The organism is Pseudomonas sp. NPDC087626, from assembly GCF_044743405.1.
Classification (GTDB): domain Bacteria; phylum Pseudomonadota; class Gammaproteobacteria; order Pseudomonadales; family Pseudomonadaceae; genus Aquipseudomonas.
Map to the genome: position 1 here is coordinate 1 of NZ_JBIUWJ010000041.1, position 17,597 is coordinate 17,597.

General features: G+C 64.0%; 10 protein-coding genes. 6 read left to right on the top strand and 4 right to left on the bottom strand.

Annotation, left to right across the window (positions count from 1 at the left end; translation table 11 throughout):
• Positions 1-453: 453 nt before the first annotated feature.
• From ACIOVD_RS24955 to mexE, 3 genes are read right to left on the bottom strand one after another with little or no spacing between them, the layout of a single operon-like run.
• Entirely contained in the window at positions 454-1,875 is a 1,422-nt protein-coding gene (locus ACIOVD_RS24955) for an efflux transporter outer membrane subunit (protein WP_095168296.1), read from the bottom strand.
• Complete coding sequence (locus ACIOVD_RS24960) at positions 1,872-5,051, bottom strand: efflux RND transporter permease subunit (protein ID WP_401130807.1); 3,180 nt, start codon at positions 5,049-5,051, stop codon at positions 1,872-1,874. The genes ACIOVD_RS24955 and ACIOVD_RS24960 overlap by 4 nt, the downstream gene beginning before the upstream one ends.
• Before the next feature lie 15 nt (positions 5,052-5,066).
• Positions 5,067-6,317, bottom strand: coding sequence for a multidrug efflux RND transporter periplasmic adaptor subunit MexE (mexE, locus tag ACIOVD_RS24965; RefSeq protein WP_095168293.1), 1,251 nt, complete (start codon positions 6,315-6,317; stop codon positions 5,067-5,069).
• Between the two features lie 376 nt (positions 6,318-6,693).
• Between mexE and ACIOVD_RS24970 the strand changes: the two genes are divergently transcribed.
• Positions 6,694-7,950: an amino acid permease gene (locus tag ACIOVD_RS24970; RefSeq protein WP_095168291.1), complete on the top strand. Its 1,257-nt coding sequence runs from the start codon at positions 6,694-6,696 to the stop codon at positions 7,948-7,950.
• 311 nt (positions 7,951-8,261) lie between these two features.
• Here the strand turns inward: ACIOVD_RS24970 and ACIOVD_RS24975 are convergent, their stop codons facing one another.
• A complete protein-coding gene (locus ACIOVD_RS24975) occupies positions 8,262-8,780 on the bottom strand; it encodes an RNA polymerase factor sigma-70 (protein ID WP_095168290.1) in 519 nt (172 codons plus the stop codon).
• A gap of 215 nt (positions 8,781-8,995) precedes the next feature.
• Here ACIOVD_RS24975 and ACIOVD_RS24980 point away from each other — a divergent pair, with 215 nt between their 5' ends.
• Genes ACIOVD_RS24980 through ACIOVD_RS25000 form a run of 5 tightly spaced genes read left to right on the top strand, consistent with a single transcriptional unit; the run spans position 8,996 to position 17,514 of the window.
• A complete protein-coding gene (locus tag ACIOVD_RS24980; RefSeq protein ID WP_269467581.1) occupies positions 8,996-9,217 on the top strand; it encodes an MbtH family protein in 222 nt (73 codons plus the stop codon).
• Positions 9,214-9,972 (top strand): thioesterase II family protein, encoded by a 759-nt coding sequence (locus tag ACIOVD_RS24985; RefSeq protein ID WP_256585457.1) that lies wholly within the window; start codon positions 9,214-9,216, stop codon positions 9,970-9,972. Before ACIOVD_RS24980 ends, ACIOVD_RS24985 begins: the two co-directional genes overlap by 4 nt.
• Positions 9,969-13,400 carry a condensation domain-containing protein gene (locus ACIOVD_RS24990; RefSeq protein WP_401130810.1) on the top strand — a complete coding sequence of 1,144 codons (3,432 nt, stop codon included), beginning with the start codon at positions 9,969-9,971 and terminating at the stop codon, positions 13,398-13,400. The genes ACIOVD_RS24985 and ACIOVD_RS24990 overlap by 4 nt, the downstream gene beginning before the upstream one ends.
• Complete coding sequence (locus ACIOVD_RS24995) at positions 13,400-14,455, top strand: TauD/TfdA family dioxygenase (protein WP_095168286.1); 1,056 nt, start codon at positions 13,400-13,402, stop codon at positions 14,453-14,455. The genes ACIOVD_RS24990 and ACIOVD_RS24995 overlap by 1 nt, the downstream gene beginning before the upstream one ends.
• Positions 14,456-14,466: 11 nt before the next feature.
• Positions 14,467-17,514, top strand: coding sequence for an amino acid adenylation domain-containing protein (locus tag ACIOVD_RS25000; RefSeq protein ID WP_401130812.1), 3,048 nt, complete (start codon positions 14,467-14,469; stop codon positions 17,512-17,514).
• The last annotated feature ends 83 nt before the right edge of the window (positions 17,515-17,597 follow it).

The following is a 17,597-nucleotide window of genomic DNA, read 5'->3' on the forward strand; positions in this document are numbered from 1 at the left end:
GGGCCAGGGAGGGCCCATTGCGGCGGCCCCCCAAATCAATGTCGGAGTACGGGCATGCCGAGCCTAAGCGAGGCACCGAGTGGTGGGGAAAGAGCCTTTTGCTTACTTTTGGGCTGTTCAAAAGTGAGCCGCCGTCAGGCGGAACCATAGGACGCCGTTACCGAAGAAATGGATATGTACTCCGCCTAATCCAACACCCCAGAGGCCGCTACAACGTTGTGTAGATACCTATGCCGCGATGAGGCCGGCCCAGTCCCACAGGTGTGGAGGCCATACGCAAAATTTGCCGGCAGCCAGATTCACTGTGGGAGATAGCCCGCTCACGAAAACGGCCCAAAGCCTCGCGCAGTGTTTGATTCAACCAATCCCCAGGCCAAAAAAAGCCCCGCGACCGAATGAGACGCGGGGCTAAAAATTGGTTGGTTGCGGCCAACCAAAGGAGCACGTTTAAGCTTAGTTGCTGGCGACGGTTTGTGGTTGCCAACCGCCACCAAGGGCTTTGTAAATCGCCACGATGCCACGGTACAGGTCGACTTCGGCCTGGGCCTGGGTGTCTTCGGCAGCCAGGCGTTCGCGTTGGGCGTCCAGCAGCACCAGGAAATCGACGGTGCCTTCGCGGTAGCGAATCTCTGCAAGGTCAGCGGCGGCCCGGCTCGATTCGCTCTGGCGAATCAGCGAAATCAGCCGCTGCTGGCGTTTGCCATAGTCAGAGAAGGCGTTTTCCGACTCTTCCAGGGCCAGCAACACTTGCTGCTCGTAGCTGGCCAGGGCGCCGTCGGCATTGGCATCGGCGGCACGCAAACGCGCGCGCACGCTGCCCAGGTCAAAGGCCGCCCAGGTGATGCTGGGGCCCAGCGCCCAGGCATTGGCGGCCGATGAGCCGATCTGCGAGCCGCGTCCGGCGGTAAAGCCCAGGAAGCCACTGAGGCTGACCCGCGGGAACAGGTCGGCCTTGGCCACGCCGATGCGCGCGGTGGCGGCCGCCAGCTTGCGTTCGGCGCTCTGGATGTCCGGCCGGCGTTGCAACAGTTCGCCCGGATCGCCTATCGGCAAGGCCTTGGCAATGGCCGGCAGGCTGGCCGGGCTGAGGTCGACGCTGAGTTTGTCCGGGCGCTCGCCGAGCAAGGTCGCGATGCGGTTGCGCTGACGGATCTGCACTTCCTGCAATTGCGGCACGCTGGCTTCCACGGACGCGAGGCGGGCATCGGCGCGCACCACGTCCAATTGATCACCGACACCGGCATCACGCAGGGTCACGGTGATCTTGCTCGACTCCTGCTGGTTCGCCAGGTTGGCCAGGGCAATTTTCTCGCGCAGTTGCGCACCCCGTAGCTGGCCGTAGGCATCCACCAACTCGGCAATCAGGGTGACTTGCAGTTGGTACAGGTCGGCCGCGGCTACCTGGGTGTCGGCGTCGGCCGCTTCCAGATTGCGCTGGATACGTCCGAACAGGTCGATTTCCCAGGCCATGTCCAGGCCCAGGTCATAACGCTCGCTGCTGACCCGGTCGGTGGTCTGGCCGGGGATCTGCCCCTTGGCCAGGTCACTGCTGACGCGGCTGGTCACGACTGGCATGGCGTCATTGCTGACGTCATCGCGAAACGCCCGGGCGGCCCGCAGGCGGTCGAACGCCACCCGCAGATCGCGGTTGCCCTGCAGCGAGGTGTTGACCAACTGGTTGAGGATCGGGTCCTCGAACTGCTGCCACCAGATGCCTTCGAAGCGGGCCCGGTCGAAGTTCTTCTGACCCTTTGCGCCATCGGTGGCGGCCGTGATGTTGGCCGCCTCCGTCGCCGGGGTCTTATAGTCCGGGCCGACGGCGCAGGCACTCAGGGCCAGCACCAGCAAGCTCGGCAGGAAGACTTTCAGGCTCATGGTTGTGCCTCCAGTGGCAGGGCCTTGGCCGCTTTGCGAGCTTCGCCGCGCTCGACATAGCGGCGGATCAATACGTAGAACACCGGCGTCAGCAACAGGCCGAAGAAGGTCACCCCGAGCATCCCGGAGAACACCGCGACGCCCATGGCGTGACGCATTTCGGCACCGGCACCGCTGGAGAAGACCAGGGGCACCACGCCCATGATGAAGGCGAAGGAGGTCATGAGGATCGGCCGCAGACGCAGGCGGCAGGCTTCGAGCACCGCGCTGAGTGCGTCCATGCCTTCCTCTTGCTTGTCCTTGGCGAACTCGACGATCAGGATCGCGTTCTTACATGCCAGGCCCACCAGTACGATCAAACCGATCTGGGTGAAGATGTTGTTGTCGCCACCGGACAGGATCACCCCGGTAATGGCCGACAGCAGGGTCATCGGCACGATCAGGATCACCGCCAGGGGCAGGCTCCAGCTCTCGTATTGCGCCGCCAGCACCAGGAACGCCAGCAGCACACACAGCGGGAACACGAACAACGCAGTGTTGCCAGAAAGAATCTGCTGGTAGGTCAGGTCGGTCCACTCGTAGGTCATGCCGTTGGGCAGTTCTTCCTTGAGCAGTTTTTCGATCGCTTGTTCGGCCTGGCCGGAGCTGTAGCCGGGGGCTGCGGCACCGTTGATTTCAGCGGTAATGAAGCCGTTGTAGTGCATCACACGGTCCGGCCCCGAGGTGTCGCTGACCTTGATGAAGGTCGCCAGCGGGATCATCTCGCCTTTGTTGTTGCGCACTTTCAGCTGGCCGATCTGGTCCGGTTCGAGGCGGAACTGTTGCTCGGCCTGGACGTTGACTTGATAGGTGCGACCGAAGCGGTTGAAGTCGTTGGCATACAGCGAACCCAGGTAGATCTGCAGGGTGTCGAAGATGTCACTGACGGCCACGCCATGGGTCTTGGCTTTTTCCCGGTCGATGGCGGCATCGACCTGGGGCACGTTCACTGTGTAGCTGGTGAACAGGCCAGCCAGTTCCGGCACGTTATGGCTCTTGTTGATGATGTTCATGGTTTCTTTGTACAGCTCGTCGTAACCCAGGTTGCCGCGGTCCTCGATCTGCAGGCGGAACCCGCCAATGGTACCCAGGCCCTGTACCGGCGGCGGTGGGAAGATCGCCATGTAGGCTTCCTGGATGTCGGCGTATTGGCCATTCAACGCGCCGGCAATCGCCCCGGCCGACTGGCTCGGGTCCTTGCGTTCATCGAAGGGCTTGAGGGTGACGAACACGATCCCGGCGTTGGGGCTGTTGGTGAAACCGTTGATCGACAGGCCCGGGAAGGCCACCGCGGCTTCCACGCCCGGCTGCTTGAGCGCCATGTCGGACATGCGCTTGATCACTTCTTCGGTGCGGTCCAGGCTCGCCGCATCCGGCAACTGGGCGAAGGCCACCAGGTACTGCTTGTCCTGGGCCGGGACAAAACCGGTAGGGGTATTGGAGAAACCGAAGAAGGTCAGCACCATCAGCCCGGCGTACAGCACCAGGGCAATCCCGCTGCTGCGGATAACCCGGGTCACGGTGCCGACATAACCATGACTGGCGCGGTCGAAGAAGCGGTTGAACGGACGGAACAACCAGCCGCCAAACAACCTGTCCAGGACCCGTGAGAAGCGGTCCTTCGGTGCGTCATGACTCTTGAGCAGCACGGCAGCCAGGGCCGGCGACAGGGTCAGCGAGTTGAACGCCGAGATCACGGTCGAGATGGCAATGGTCAGGGCGAACTGTTTATAGAACTGCCCAGTCAAGCCGGAAATGAACGCGGCCGGGATAAACACCGCACACAGGACCAGCGCCGTGGCAATGATCGGTCCGGTCACTTCGCGCATGGCGCGCTTGGTGGCTTCCACCGGTGTCAGCCCCAGGCCAATGTTACGTTCGACGTTTTCCACCACCACGATGGCGTCGTCGACCACGATACCGATGGCCAGCACCAGGCCGAACAGCGACAGCGCGTTGAGGGAGAAGCCGAACAGGTGCATCACGGCAAATGTGCCGATCAGCGAGACCGGTACTGCCACCAGCGGAATGATCGAGGCGCGCCAGGTCTGCAGGAACAGGATCACCACCAGCACTACCAGGATCAGTGCTTCGAACAGGGTGTGCACCACCGCTTCGATGGAGCCACGGACGAAGATCGTCGGGTCATAGACGATGCTGAAGTCCATGCCTTCAGGGAAGTTCTTCTTCAGCTCCGCCATTTTCTCGCGAACCTGGTTGGAGATTTCGATGGCGTTGGAGCCCGGACGCTGGAAGATCGGGATCGCCACCGCCGGGTCGTTGTTCAGCAGCGAGCGCAGGGCGTATTGGCTGGACCCCAGCTCGATTCGGGCGATGTCCTTCAGACGGGTGATTTCACCGTCGTCGCCGGCGCGAATGATGATGTTCTCGAACTCTTCCTCGCTGACCAGGCGGCCCTGGGTATTGACCGAGAGCTGGAACGCGGTGGCATTCGGTGCGGGCGGCGCACCCAGGGCACCGGCGGCCACCTGGCGGTTCTGTTCGCGAATCGCGGTGACCACGTCGGTCGCGGTCAGGTTGCGCGAAGCGGTCTTGTTCGGATCGAGCCAGACCCGCAGCGAGTAGTCGCCCATGCCGAACAGCTGCACGTCACCGACACCGCCCAGGCGCGCCAGCTCATCCTTGATGTTGAGCAGGGCGTAGTTGGACAGGTAGAGCATGTCGTAGCGTTTGTCCGGCGAGGTCAGGTGCACGACCATGGTCAGCTCGGGCGAGGCCTTGTCCACCGTGATGCCGATCCGGGTCACTTCTTCCGGCAGCTTGGGCTCGGTACGGGTGACGCGGTTCTGCACCTGCACCTGGGCGTTGTCCAGGTCGGTGCCCAGGGCAAAGGTGATGGTCAGGGTGATCTTGCCGTCGGCGGTGGACTGCGAGGACATGTACAGCATGTTCTCGACGCCAGTGATGGCTTGTTCCAGCGGGGCTGCGACGGTTTCACCGATGACCTTGGGGTTGGCGCCGGGGAAGTTGGCGCGCACCACCACGGTCGGCGGTACCACTTCCGGGTATTCGCTGATCGGCAACTGGAACAGCGAGATGCTGCCGGCGATCAGGATCAGCAGCGACAGCACGGCGGCGAAGATCGGCCGTGAAATGAAGAACTGGGAAAAATTCATTGGAGTCTGTATCCCTTAACCGCGTGGAGTCGCAGCGGCGAGCTTCACAGCCGTACCCGGCGCACCCTTGGCAGGCGCGACTTGGGGCAGGTTGCTGGCTTCAAGCGCCTGGCGTTGTTGGGCGAGGGCGGCGAGGGTTGCCTGGCTGGCCATCTGCACCACTTCAGGGGTGACCGGCGAGCCTGGGCGCACCCGTTGCAAACCCTTGACGATGATCGTGTCGTCCTTGTTCAGGCCACTGCGCACGATGCGCAGGCCTTCGATCTTCGGCCCCAGTTCGACGGCGCGGTACACCGACTTGTCGCCGTCCATCACCAGTACGAACTTCTTGCCCAGGTCGGTTCCCACCGCTTCGTCGGTGATCAGCACCGCCGAGTAGGTGCCACTGCCCACCAGCTTCAGGCGTGCGTAGAGGCCGGGGGTGTATTCGCCCTTGCTGTTGTCGAACACCGCACGACCACGAATGGTGCCGGTCTTGGGGTTGACCTGGTTGTCCATGAAGTTCATCTGGCCCTGGTGCGGGTTGCCGTCTTCGTTGGACAGCCCCAGGTACACCGGAGTGGTCTGGCCACGCTGACCCTGGCGAGCCAGCTGGCTGTACTTGAGGAACACTCGCTCGTCGGCGTCGAAGTAGGCGTAGACCTTGTCGGTGGAAACCACGCTGGTCAGCGGCGTGACATCGGCGGTCACCAGGTTGCCGGCGGTGATTTCGGCACGGCTGACGCGGCCACTGATGGGCGCGGTAACACGGGTGAAGCTCAGATTCAGTCGGGCCAGGTCCAGTTGTGCCTGGATCGCGCCCACTGCGGCGCGGGCTTCCTGGGCGGCACTGGTGCGCGAGTCGGCGAGCTCCGCCGAAATCGCGTTGCTGGTGCGCAGGCGCTCGCCGCGCTGGGCTTCGTTTTCGCTGCGGGTGGCATTGGCACGGCCTTGGGCAACCAGGGCTTCGAGGCGGCGGACCTCAGCCTGGAACGGACGCGGATCGATCTGGAACAGCAGGTCGCCTTTTTTCACCAGGGCGCCTTCGGTGAAAGCCACTTCATCGATCTGGCCAGATACGCGCGGGCGGATTTCCACGGTTTCCGGCGCTTCCAGGCGCCCGGTGAATTCGTCCCACTCGTTGACCGGTTGTTCCAGCACCTTGGCCACGCTGACTTTGGCGGCGGGCATGGTGGCGGCCGAGTCCGGGGTCTTGCCGCAGGCGCTCATCACCAGCACGGCGAGGGCGGCCAGGGGCAAGCGCAAATGTTTAAGAGACTGTTCCATGGATAGATCCGCCAATGTATTGAGATGGGCGGATGATGCTCGGCGAGTCTCTATCTCACGAATCGAATGAAGCAAAGGTAACTATCATTCGGAATGATATAAGCCCTGGGGCAGCCCTCTAGCCTAAGGCTTTTGTTAGGTTGCTATCAATATCATTGATGGCGCCGCAGCCCTCAAATCCCGCCCCTGGCCAGTCCCCAGAAAGCAGTAAACGCTCTAATCCGGGCATCTTAGACCAATGAATAAGCGCTCATGAGTGTTATTCCGAACACCATGTGTGATATTTTGCCCGCCGTTCAAGGTTTTACTGCATGCAGTGCTTTGATGACGAACGCTGCGTGGATTCTGCAATAACTATAAATAGCGAGAATTGTTCATGAGCAAGACCCCTTACGCCGTGGCCGACGAGCCACACGAGGCGAGCCATGCCGAGTCTTCCGGGCTGGAAGTCAAACGCCTGACCTTCGTCGAGGCGGTGGCAATGATTGTCGGCACCAACATCGGCGCCGGCGTGCTGTCGATGGCCTACGCCAGCCGCAAGGCCGGCTACATGCCGCTGCTGTTCTGGCTGGCGGTCGCCGGCATCTTCACCACCATCTCCATGCTGTATGTCTCGGAAACCGCCTTGCGCACCCGCCGTCACCACCAATTGAGTGGCCTGGCCCAGCGCTACGTCGGCTCCTTCGGGGCCTGGGCGATTTTCCTCTCGGTAGCGGTCAACAGCATCGGCGCGCTCGTGGCCTACATGAGCGGCAGCGGCAAGGTGCTCAGCGAGTTTTTCGGCATCAGCCCGGCACTCGGCAGCCTGCTGTTCTTCCTGCCTGCAGCGCTGGTGCTGTACCTGGGCCTGAAGGCCATCGGCAAGGGTGAGAAGTTCATCAGCATCGGCATGCTCAGCATGACCCTGGTGCTGGTCATTGCCACGCTGGTCCACGACAACACCCGGTTTGCCAACCTGCTGGAAGGCGATTGGGTCTACATGATCCCGGTGTTCAACATTGCCGTGTTCTGTTTCTCGGCCCAGTACGTGGTCCCGGAAATGGCGCGTGGTTTCAGCCACGCACCCAAGCGCCTGCCGCTGGCGGTGATAACCGGGATGCTGATTACCTTTATTTTGCTGGCGATGGTGCCGATGTCGGTGATCGCCCTGACCGGTCTGGAAAACCAGAGTGAAGTCGCGACCCTGGCCTGGGGCCAGGCGCTGGGGCAGTGGGCGTTCTACACCGCCAACACCTTTGCCCTGTGCGCGATGATGACGTCCTACTGGGGCCTGGGTGGCAGCTTCCTGACCAACATCTTCGACAAGTTCCAGAGCCTGGGTTCGGAGAGCAACCCCAAGACCCGCCTGATGGTCTTGGCCATTGTCTGCGTGCCGCCGTTTATCCTGGCCTACAGCGGCATGGTCGGCTTCGTCAGCGCCTTGTACTTTGCCGGGGTCTTCAGCGGGGTGATCCTGTCGATCATGCCGATCCTGATGCTACGCTCGGCACGCAAGAACGGCGACATCGTCCCGGCCTGGCAATGCGGCTGGATTGCCCATCCGCTGATCCAGGTCACGGTAGTGGTGCTGTACCTGATCAGCATGGCCTACGCCATCTGCGCGGCACTGGGTTGGTTGCCTGCCAGCTGGTAGGGTTTTGCGGCTACGCCAGTTGAGATAAAAAACGCCCCGATAGGTCGGGCAATGCTGTTCAGTTAAGTGAGTGCAGTACCTTGTAGGAGCGAGCTTGCTCGCGAAAAACGTCAACGATAACGCGTGTATTCAGTATAAACGCGGCGTCTTTGAGTTTTTCGCGAGCAGGCTCGCTCCTACAATGGTCGGCGTCGCTTAACTGAACAGCATTACCCGACCTGTCGGGGCGTTGTTGTTTTTGCGCGAGACACATCAGTAGCCGCTGTCGAGCAGCGCGAGGCTGCGTCGGCGGCAGCAGGATGGCAATACCGCTAGAGGGCTTTTTCCCGGCAATGCAGCAGGGCTTCGCGGATCATTGCGCTGACCAGGGGCGCGGACACGCCGAGGTCCCTGGCGATGTCCTTCTGCTTCATGCCATGGATGCGGCACATCTCGAATACATAGCGGGTGCGCTCGGGAAGGTCGGCCAGTGCGCCGCATACCCGCTCCAGCAGTTGCTGGTCGGAAACCAGGGCTTCCGGGGTTTCGGCGTGGTGCGCAGGCGCCTCGTTGCTATCGCTGTCCTGGCATATCAGGCGTTCCTCGAACTGGCGTCGACGGTAATGGTCGATCGACAGGTTGCGCACGACGCGGGTGAGGTAGGACGCCTGGGACCGGATCTGCTCGTTGTCACCCGCATCGTCGACCTTCATGAAGGCTTCATGAACGATGTCTTCGGCGTGACTGCGGCACCCGGTGATCCGGGCTGCGAGACCGATCAGGCGTGAACGCTGGTCATAAAACACCTCAAGCAAGGGGGAACCATTTCTGGCTGCATCGATTTTTTGCATGAGGCACCTGATGAATTCTTGGTAGTACGCCAGCGAGGGTGAAAAATCTAATACTATTAAGAACTATTTGCAACAACTCCCTAAATCAATCTCCACCTGGTCATGATCCAAGGCCGCAAAAGCACCGTCTGAAGTTATTTCTCTGTCATTCGTCGATCTAGGAAACCGCGAGACAGGGCGTCATGCCCCTCGCATTGACTCCACAGATCGAGGAATTGCAAATGGCTTTCGACCGCGAAGATGCAACGTTCAAAGTACTGGTCAACGCAGAGGAGCAGTATTCGCTGTGGCCCGACTACAAGGCAGTGCCTGCGGGCTGGCGTGAGGCGGGGAAAAGCGGTCTGAAGCAAGACTGCCTGGACTACATCGAGTCGGTCTGGACCGACATGCGCCCCCTCAGCCTGCGTCAGCACATGGACGGGCAGGCCGGCCGGTGAGCGTTTTGCTGACCCTGTTCTGCCTGCCCTATGCGGGCGCCAGTGCCCTGAGCTATGCACGCTGGCGTCGTAGCGCACCGGCCTGGCTGGACATTCGTCCGCTCGAGCTGCCGGGGCGGGGCAGCCGTGCCGGCGAGCCGCTGGCAAGCGACCTGGTCGACCTGGCCGCGCAACTGGCCCGCGAACTGCGCGGTGAAACCTATCGGCATTACGCGCTGTTCGGCCACAGCATGGGCTCGCTGCTGGCGTTCGAACTGGCCTGTGCCCTGCGTGCGCAGGGCTTGCCGGCGCCTCGTGCATTGCTGGTGTCTGGCGGCTCGGCCCCCGCGCACCGCGACTACCTGCGCTTTCGCCAACCCCTGGGCGATGAGCAACTGATGGCCGAGTTGGCCTCCCTGCAAGGCACGCCTATCGAGGCCCTGCAAGACCCCGAACTGATGCGTCTGGCGCTGCCTGTGCTGCGTGCCGACTTCCTGCTGTGCGGCCGCTATCGCTATCAGCCGACGGCACCCCTGCAGTGTCCGGTGCATGTGCTGGCCGGCACTGAGGATCGTGCCAGCCAGGCGCAACTGCTGGCCTGGCGCGAGCATGCCGGCGCAGGTTTCAGTCTCGAACTGTTCGCCGGTGGTCACTTCTTCATCCAGGAGCAGGAGCGGGCGGTGCTCGACCACCTGATTGCCTGCCTGGCGGCCACGTTGCCTGGCGCTGCCGCTGTGCGCCCTGATTCTCACTTTCTTTGCAAAGGTGCGACATGACAGTCCTCCATACGTCTCTGGTTGACGCGCTGAGCGCGCACGCGGTGCGGCGCGGTGACAAGCCGGCGGTGCATTTTCTCCTCGACGGCGAAGCGCAGCGCCTGACGCTGACCTATGCCGAGCTCGACCGCCGGGCCCGTGAGCTGGCGGCAGTGCTGTCACGCCATGCCGGCGTCGGTGAGCGGGCGTTGTTGCTGATGCAGAGCGGTCCGAGCTATGTGGTGTCGTTCTACGCCTGCCTGTACGCAGGCATCATCGCCGTGCCGGCATTGCCGCCCGAGTCGTTGCGCCAGTACGAACTGAGCCGGGTGCGCTCGATCCTCGACGATGCCCAGCCAAGCCTGGTACTGACCGAGGAGCATTTGCGCGAGTCGCTGGTACAGGCCTTCGCCCAGGCGTTGCCGACCACCCTGTCGGTCGACGCGCTGGATGCATCGACACTGCAGGGCAGCGCCAACTGGCCGGTGCGGCAACCGGCCAACGAGGACATTGCCTTCCTGCAATACACCTCCGGCTCCACCGCGACCCCCAAGGGCGTGGAAGTCAGCCACGGCAACCTGGTCGCCAATGAACAGATGATGCTCGGTTGCTTCGACCTGCGTGAAGACGACACCTTCGTCAGCTGGCTGCCGCTGTACCACGACATGGGGCTGATCGGCTGTCTGTTGCTCTCGGTCTATCGGGGCGCGAGCCTGGTCCTGATGTCGCCGCGGCACTTCGTCGAGCGGCCTGCGCGTTGGCTCGAAGCGATCAGTCACTATCGCGCGAGCCACAGCGGTGCCCCGGACTTTGCCTTCCGCCTGGCCGCCGAGCGGGTCAATCAAAGCGTGCTGGCCAAGCTCGACCTGAGCTGCCTGCGCGTGCTGTTTTCCGGTTCCGAGCCGGTGCGCCAGGACAGCCTGCAAGCCTTCGCCCAGCACTTCGCGCCTTGCGGGTTCAAGCCGGCGGCGTTCTTGCCGTGCTATGGGCTGGCCGAGGCCACCCTGTTCGTCGCCGGTACCACCGCTGCGGAGCACTTCGTCAGTGCCAGTTTCGACAGCCATGCGCTGGGCGAACACCGCGCCGAGCCGGGGCAGGGCAGCTTGCTGGTCAGCAGCGGCATCCTGCACGAAGGGCTGCAGGTGATGCTGGTGGATCCGCACACCGGCGACATCCAGCCGGACAGCCATATCGGCGAGATCTGGACCAGTGGCGACAGCGTCGCTCGTGGCTACTGGCGCAACCCGCAGGCGAGCGCGCGGACATTTGTCAGCCGCGAAGGGCGCACGTGGCTGCGGACCGGCGACCTGGGTTTCCTGCGCGGCAACCGCTTGTTCATCACAGGGCGCCTCAAGGACATGATCATTGTCCGTGGCCAGAATATTTACCCGCAGGACCTTGAGCGCGCCGTCGAATACAACGTCGAAGGCGCGCGCAAGGGCCGGGTCACGGCATTCGTGGTCGAGCAGGCTGACGGCGAGGGTATCGGGATCGCGGTCGAGATCGGTCGCACCACCCAACGCAAGATCAGCGCTGCACAACTGTGTGCGCAGATCGACCGAGTCGTGGCGGATGTTTGTCAGCAGACGCCGGTATGGATTGCCTTGCTCAACCCCGGCGAACTGCCCAAGACCTCAAGCGGCAAACTGCAACGCTCCGCCTGCCGGCAGATGCTCGAACGCGCGGAGCTTGACTGCTTCCACCTGCGGCGCAACGACCAGCCGCTGGTGCGCGAGGGCCAGGCCTTGGTTGACGATCAGCAGCGACTGGTCGCGGCGGTCTGGGCCGAGGTGCTGGGACAAGATGAGATTTTTTGCGACGACAACTTCTTCGCCCTGGGCGGCAACTCCATTGCTGCCGCGCAGATTGTCGGACGCCTGCGTGAGCGCCTGGGGGTGAACCTGGCGCTGGCGAACGTGTTCGACCACCCCGAGCTGGCTGGCTTTGCAGCATCTCTGGCCGAGGCCGTTGCCGGCCACACCCAGCCTGTCCTGAGCCCCAGCGTGACTGACGAACTGCTGCCGTCCTTTGCCCAGGAGCGCTTGTGGTTCGCCTGGCAGTTGGACCCCCGCAGCTCGGTGTACAACGTGCCGCTGGCGCTGCACCTGCGTGGCCCGCTGGACGTCGATGCGCTACGTGCTGCGTTCGGCGCGCTGCAGCAGCGCCATGGGGTGTTGCGCACCACCTTTGCTGCGCAGGGCGAGGGTGTGCGCCTGCTGCTGCAGGAGACCCTGGCGCTGGAATTTGCCATTGAGGATCTGTCCGAGCTGTCGCCCGAGCAGCGTCTGGCCCAAGCTCGCCAGCGCGCCGCCGCGCACGCCCGGCAACCGTTCGACCTGAGTACCGGGCCCCTGCAGCGGGTGTGCGTGCTGCGTCTGGATCAGCGCGAGCACGTGCTGTTGCTGACCACCCATCACATCGCGGTGGATGGCTGGTCAATGCGCAACCTGGTGGATGAACTGGAAGTGCTCTACACCGCCCGGTTGGCAGGCATCGACGCGCAACTGCCAGCGTTGACCGTGGGCTATGGCGACTTTGCCCGCTGGCAGCGCCAGCTGTTGGCCGGTCCCGAGCATGCCCGGCAGTTGGCTTACTGGCATCAAGCGCTGGCCGGCGAGCATAGCTGGCTGGAGCTGCACGGGCAGCGGCCCCGCAACAAGCAGGCGATGGCCGTCGGCGAACACTTCACCTTCAGTGCCGTGCAGACCAGCGCCTTGCGTGACTTTGCCAGGGCACGCGCAGTCACGCCGTTCATGCTGCTGCTGGGAGCGTTCGCGGTCAGCCTGCGCGAGCAGAGCGGTCAGTCGCGTATCCGCCTGGGTAGCGACATCGCCAACCGCAGTCATCCGGCCACAGAGCCGTTGGTAGGGTTTTTCATCAATCAGTTGGTGCTGCAGGTTGATCTGGACCTGGCCGCCAGCACCGATGCCCTGCTGGAGCAGTGCCGGGGCGTAGTGCTGGGCGCCGCAGGGCACCAGGATTTGCCCTTCGAGCAACTGGTGGAAGCGCTGCGCCCGCCGCGTCGGGCCGGTCGCTCGCCGTTCTTCAGCATCAAGCTCAATTACCAGGAAGGCGAGCCACCGCTGCCGCGTCTGCGCGATGTGCGCGTGCAAGGGTTCGACGCCGGCCAACAGGCTGCCGAGCTGGACCTGATCCTCGGTTTCTACAGCAGTGCCAGCCGCCTCGAAGCGCGTTTCGAAATGCCCGAAGGGCTGTTCCAGCCTGGTGAAATTTCCCAGCTGTTCGCGCAGATCCAAGCCGTACTGCACTGCTGGCTGGGCAAGGCTGCGTTGACCCAGGCCGACCTACTGGAAGCGGCCGCCCAGGTGCGGCGCGAAGCACGGGCGGTGGATAGCCAGCAGCGCCAGACCCTGCTCGCCAGCCAGCGCCCGATGCGCCGGCGCGCAGCGCAGCCGTCCACTCAACCGCACAGTGTCCAGGAGCAATGATGAGCGAGGTTAAAGTCACCGCACTGCCGACCATGGGTCGGGCACGCAGAAGCATCACCGCCAGCCAGGAGGAGCGGGTGGTGTTCACGCCCCTGCTCGAAGGGCACACGCTGCCACTGCTGTGTCGGCCACGGTTCGCCGGCACCGACCTGGTGGAATGGCTGGGGCAGCACCGCGAGCTGATCGAGGCGCGACTGCTGGAACACGGCGCGATCCTCCTGCGCGGATTTGATGTGGATGGCATCGATGGCTTCGATCGCTGCGTCCAGGCGATCTCCGGCGGGGCGCTCGAGTACCTGTTCCGGGCCTCGCCACGGACCCAGGTGACCCGCCAGTTCAACATCTACAGCTCCACCGATTATCCGAGCAATGAACGGATTTTCCCCCACAACGAGCATTCCTATTCGCCGGTGTTTCCGCTGCACCTGTACTTCTATTGCGACCTGCCGTCGCTGACCGGTGGCGAAACCCCCTTGGGCGATACCCGCGCATTGTTACAACGCATCGACCCGGCCGTGCGCGAGGAATTCCGCCAGCGCCGGATCATGTACGTGCGCAACTACGGCGACGGTATGGGCCTGCCCTGGCAGACCGTGTTCCAGAGCGAGGACCGGGCGGAAGTCGAGGCGTATTGCGCGCGCATCGGTATCGAACCGCAGTGGAAGAGCGGCAACCGCCTGCGCACCCGCCAGGTGGGGCCGGCCATCGTCCGTCACCCGCGCAGCGGCGAAGAGCTGTGGTTCAACCATGGCACGTTCTTCAACGCCCTGACCCTGCCTGAAACCCTGCGCGCGGCATTGATCACCGAGTTCGCCCCCGACGATCTGCCGCAGAACACCTTCTTTGGCGACGGCGCGGTGATCCCCGACGCAACCATCCGCCACCTGCAACAGGCTTACCGCGACGTGATGGTCGAATTCCCCTGGCACCAAGGCGACGTGGTCCTGCTGGACAACATGCTGTCGCTGCACGCCCGTAATGCATTCACTGGCCCGCGCAAGATTCTCACCGCGATGGCAATTGCGCAGAAAAGCGCCGACCTGGCACTCGATTGAGGTTCCCCTACATGCAACTGCCTGCTCACCCAGAAGCTTTCCCTCTTTGCGCACAGCAAGGCGCCGTGCTCAGCCGCCAGGACCGTCTCGGTCGGCCGTTGAACGCCTTGGTCCGTGTGTCTATCGCTGGCGTTTGCCAGCCGTCACGGCTGCAGGCCGTGCTCGATGAGCTGCAACAGCGCCATGAAGTCCTGCGTACTCGCTACCTGCGGATCGACGGCTTGCGCCGCCCGGTGCAGGCGGTGGCGCAGGAGGTTCGGTCGCCGTTGTATCCGGCGCTGGCGGGGGAAGCCGGCGAGGTGGTGCGCCGAGCGCTGGAGCAGGTGGCGTTCGCCGCCGCCGTGGTGCAAGAGGCCAGTGATGCCAATGGCTTCGTGGTGGTGCTTGGCGCGTCCCTGGCCAGCGTCGATGCCCAGGCCTTGCAGCAATTGGCCGAGGAGCTGCGACAAGGCTACAGCAGCCACTTGCCGGCCGCCGATGACGAGGCCCTGCAGTACATTGACTACGCCACCTGGCAAGGTGAACTGGTGGCTGCCGACCTCGGTGCGCAAGGCGCGAGCTATTGGCGCGGGGTGCAACAGACAGCGTTGCCACGCGGGCCGTTGCCGTTCGAACGAGACGTGCAGGCCAGCCGGGTCGAGCAGTTGCGGATGCCGGCCGACCCGTTGCTGCAGGCCTTGGACCAGCGCGCCGCAGCGCTGGGGATGCCGGCCGACGACCTGCTGCTGTGCCTCTGGGGTGGTTTCCTGTGTCGCTTGACCGAGCAACCACAGGTAAACCTGACGGTGACCCTGGAGGGGCGCAACGAGCAGGTGCAAGGAATCCTCGGCCGCTTCGAGCGTCGCCTGCCAATCAACCTGGTGTATGCCGCCGATGCCAGCCTGGCGCGTACGCTGGAGGATCTGCGTGGGCGCCTGGACGAGGCCCGCTCGTGGCTGGAATGCCTGGATGAAGGTGCCGTGGCCGGGCTCGACAGCGACGGCGGCTTTGGCTTCAGCGCTGAGTGTCGGCAGGTGGCGGGTGTCGAGGTCGAGCTCGATGCCTATGAATTGCCATTGCTGAGCCTGGGCCGGGAAGGCCGGATGCTGCGCCTGGAACATGCCGCCGAGCGCTTCGAACCCGCAGTGGCGGCGCTGTGGCTGGAGCAGTTCGGAGTCTTTGCCGGTTATGCGCTGACCGATCTCGAGCAGCGCCTGGCCCAGGTCAGCCTGCTGGGCGCCGCGGAGCGGGCGCGCATCGCCGCCTTCGAACTGGGCCCGGACATGCCCCTGGCATCGCCGGGGCTGTTGCACCGTCTGTTCGAGGCGCAAGTTGTCCGCAAGCACAACCAACTGGCGGTGCGCCAAGGCGAGCAGACACTCGATTACGCCACGCTGGAGCAGCGTGCCAACCAACTCGCCCATGCCTTGCAGGCCGTGGGCGTGGGGCGTGAGCGGATCGTCGGGGTCTACGCACGGCGTTCACTGTCTGCCCTGGTGGCGATGCTGGGGATCCTCAAGGCCGGTGGCACCTATCTGCCGCTGGACCCGGACTACCCGGCCGAGCGCCTGGGTTTCATGCTCGCCGATGCCGGCGCGTCGTGCCTGCTGACCCTGGACCCCCTCGACAGCGAACTGCGCCTGCCAGCCGGGCTGGCGGTGCTGTCCCTGGCATCGGACTCGGTCATCTGGCAGGGGCCGGACGCACCTGTGCCAGTGACGGTGAGCGGCGATGACCTGGCTTATGTCATCTATACCTCTGGCTCCACCGGCACGCCCAAGGGCGTTGCCGTCAGCCATGCCAACGCACTGGCCTCGACCCTGGCACGGTTCGTCCACTACCAGGCTGCGGTGGAGTCGTTCCTCTTGCTCTCGTCGTTGTCGTTCGACAGCTCTGTCGCCGGGCTTTTCTGGACCCTGGGCCAGGGTGGCTGCCTGCACCTGCCGACACCTGGGCAAGCCAAGGACCCGCGCGCCATAGCGCAACTGCTGGGTGAACAGCGGATTTCCCACTACCTGGCATTGCCCGGCCTGCACGGCGAAGTGCTGGAACACTTGGGCGAGCAGCGCCTGCGCGTGGTGGTGGTCGCCGGCGAGGCGTGCACGCCGGCCTTGGTCGCGCGGCATTCCCAGCGACTGCCCGACACCTTGTTGAGCAACGAGTACGGGCCGACCGAAGGCAGCGTCTGGTGCAGCGCCTGGAACGCCGACCTGGGGCCGGTGACCATCGGCCGCCCGGCACCGGGAATGCGCATGCTGCTGCTGGACGCCCAGCTGGAGCCGGTGCCGATCGGCCAGATTGGCCAGCTGTATGTCGCAGGGCCGGGGGTCACCCGTGGCTACCTGGATCGCCCGGCACTGACCGCTGAACGCTACCCGACGCTCGCCGATGGCAGTCGCGGCTACTGCACCGGCGACCTGGCGCGCTGGCGCACCGACGGCCAGTTGGAGTTCCTCGGGCGAATCGACGCCCAGGTGAAGATTCGCGGGTTCCGCATCGAGCCCGGCGAAGTGGAAGCCGTGTTGGCGGGTTGTGCAGGGGTCAGCGAGGCGGCGGTGGTGGTTCGTGAAACGGCCAGTGGCGCGCAATTGCTGGCGTTTGTGGTGGCCCGCGTACAGGGCGCCGAGGAACCGCTTGCCGAGCGCCTGTTGGCCCAACTGGCACAGCGGCTGCCGGCGCACCTGATTCCAAGCGCTGTGCACCAACTGGAACGCCTGCCGTTGATGCCCAACGGCAAGGTAGACCGCCGCTCGCTGTCGGCCGAAGCGGTCGTCGAGCAGGCCTACCAGGCACCGCAGACTGAACTGCAACGCATCCTCGCCGGTGTCTGGCAGGACGCGCTGGGGGTTGAGCGGGTCGGCCTGCAAGACAACTTCTTCGCCCTCGGCGGTCACTCGCTGCTGGCCACCCGCTTGCGCGCGCGCCTGGCGGAACAACTGGGCATCGAACTGCCGTTACGGCTGTTCTTCGAGGGCGAAACCCTCGAGCGTTTCAGCGCCAAGGTCGCCCAATTGCAACAAGCCCCCGGCAATGACCTGGATGCGCTGGAAAATCTGTTTGCCGAAGTGGAGGCACCATGACTGTCGCCGATCGTTTGCTCGCCCTGGCCCGGCGCTTCGCCGAACTCGACCCGGCCGCGCGTCGCCAGCTGGGTGAGAAGCTC

Bases quoted from the DNA above. Each gene is read 5' to 3' on its own strand.
- ACIOVD_RS24955 (WP_095168296.1), bottom strand. From the start codon at position 1,875: ATGAGCCTGAAAGTCTTCCTGCCGAGCTTGCTGGTGCTGGCCCTGAGT.
- ACIOVD_RS24975 (WP_095168290.1), bottom strand. From the start codon at position 8,780: ATGCAAAAAATCGATGCAGCCAGAAATGGTTCCCCCTTGCTTGAGGTG.
- ACIOVD_RS24995 (WP_095168286.1), top strand. From the start codon at position 13,400: ATGAGCGAGGTTAAAGTCACCGCACTGCCGACCATGGGTCGGGCACGC.
- ACIOVD_RS25000 (WP_401130812.1), top strand. From the start codon at position 14,467: ATGCAACTGCCTGCTCACCCAGAAGCTTTCCCTCTTTGCGCACAGCAA.
- ACIOVD_RS24960 (WP_401130807.1), bottom strand. From the start codon at position 5,051: ATGAATTTTTCCCAGTTCTTCATTTCACGGCCGATCTTCGCCGCCGTG.
- ACIOVD_RS24990 (WP_401130810.1), top strand. From the start codon at position 9,969: ATGACAGTCCTCCATACGTCTCTGGTTGACGCGCTGAGCGCGCACGCG.
- mexE (WP_095168293.1), bottom strand. From the start codon at position 6,317: ATGGAACAGTCTCTTAAACATTTGCGCTTGCCCCTGGCCGCCCTCGCC.
- ACIOVD_RS24970 (WP_095168291.1), top strand. From the start codon at position 6,694: ATGAGCAAGACCCCTTACGCCGTGGCCGACGAGCCACACGAGGCGAGC.